At 63.2% G+C, this 1,864-nt stretch carries 2 protein-coding genes; both read right to left on the minus strand.

Going from position 1 to position 1,864, the window contains the following annotated elements; all coding sequences use genetic code 11:
• Positions 1 to 568: ATP-binding protein (locus DDA93_RS16010; protein ID WP_116779309.1), on the minus strand; the 568-nt coding region annotated here is incomplete at its 3' end.
• Positions 565 to 1,791 (minus strand): IS21 family transposase, encoded by a 1,227-nt coding sequence (gene istA / locus DDA93_RS16015; RefSeq protein ID WP_116779310.1) that lies wholly within the window; start codon positions 1,789 to 1,791, stop codon positions 565 to 567. The genes istA and DDA93_RS16010, both read right to left, overlap by 4 nt.
• Positions 1,792 to 1,864: the final 73 nt, after the last annotated feature.

Consider the following 1,864-nt stretch of genomic DNA (forward strand, 5'->3'; position numbering starts at 1 on the left):
GTTGGAAGAACAAGTTCGCGGCGTCTTGTTCGAACGGGATATAGCCGACTTCATCGACGATGATCAGCCCGTAGCGGCGTAGTTTCAGCAACTCCTGCGGCAGCCTACCGTTCTGGTGGGCGGTTTGGAGTCGGGTCACCCAATCCGTTGCGGTAGCGAAAAGCACCCGGTAGCCCTGTTGGGTCGCGCGGATGCCGAGCCCGGTGGCAAGGTGGGTTTTCCCGGTTCCCGGCGGGCCCAGAAGGACGATATTGGATGCTTCAGCGAGATACGCGCCGGTGCCCAGGTGGGCGACCTTGTCGCGCCGGAGGTCAGGTTGGTGGTCGAAGTTGAAGTCCTCCAACGATTTACGGGCCGGGAACCCCGCAGCCCGGGTCCTTGTTTCGGTTCCTGAAGCTTCACGGGCTGCGACTTCCCGGGACAGGACCGCTGCGAGGTATTCTTCGTGCGACCAATGGCCCTCGCGTGCCTGCTCGGCGAGTCTGGTCGCGGACTCCCGGATTCGGGGTGCCTTCATCGCCCTCGAGTAGTACTCAATCTGCCCGACTATGTCCTTCACCCCGGTCATGAGAGCACCGGTGTTGCGTCCAGGACCACACCGAATGCCCGGTCGTAGTCACCTAAATCCCGTAGGGTTCCATCTGGTTCCTGGGCTGGTCGGTGAGGGTTCTGGAATGCTTCCCGGAGCACTCTCGCTTCCTGGACATGGGCAGGGTCGGTGAGGGTCTGCCCCGTGCCCCAGCACCGGGCATGGGCCCCGACCGTCCGGCCGTCCAGACTGATCCGGACCGTGGTGAGGTCAGCGGTGATGTCCACAAACCGGCCGATGGCTTGCGGGTGAACGGAGTAATCGTTGGAGGCGACCCGGACGTAGTAATCCCGGGGCAACCGCACCCTGGCACGGAAACCCGTGATCGGTTCCACCGGCGGTAACGCCAGCGTCGCGGCCCGATCCGCGGCCACCAAGTCGATCGGGCGGGCACCGATGCGCCGGACCACTCGGGTGTTGGCTAACTCAAGCCAGGCGGTGAGCTGGGTGTTGAAGTCCTCCGGCGAGGAGAAGGACCTTCCTGGTAAGAAGGACGTCTCGAGGTATCCGTTAGCTCGTTCCACAATGCCCTTGGACTCCGGGTCATAGGCTTTGACCTGGACGATCCTCGTGGCCAACACCCCGGCGAACGCTGACACGCCGGCGGCGTAAGAATTGCGGCGTCCGATGCCGGACTCGTTGTCCCAAATCAGCCGGCGAGGGACAGCCCCGAGGCCGCTAATCAGCACCCACATCCCCGCCAGCAGGTCCCCGGTGGTGCGGGACGGGATCATCGTGGCCGTGATGAACCGTGAATGCGAACACACCATCACCAGCACCGGCAACACCCTCGGCTCGCCACCTGCGACTGGGATCCTCACCGGCGGGAACATCAGATCGCACTGCGCCTGGTCCCCGGGCTCATAACTGATCCGGTCCGCGGGATCAGCCGGGGCGTATTCCGGTCTGATCCGGGCCACGTTCTCCCTGAACCACGCCGGCGACCCGGACCACCCGACCCGCTCGGCGAGCACCGTCGCCGGCAACCGCGGATTGTCCTTCAACAGAGCCCGGATCTTCGGTTCCACCGCCTTGATAGCGGACTCCTGCGGCGTCCGTTCATACTTAGGCGGATCAGCGGCCTGGACCGCTTTCGCGACCGTGTTCCTTGAAATACCCAGCCGGCTAGCAATCGATCTCATCGACTCACCCTCAGCCAGATGCAACCGCCTAATAAGCGCCCAATCCTCCACAGTAATCACCCATCCAATCGTTCGGAACAGGTGGCTCAGTTTTCAACCGTCACAATGGCTCAATTTTCGACCGTCACCGACA

Source organism: Arthrobacter sp. Bz4 (assembly GCF_003075455.1).
Taxonomy (GTDB): Bacteria; Actinomycetota; Actinomycetes; order Actinomycetales; family Micrococcaceae; genus Arthrobacter_D.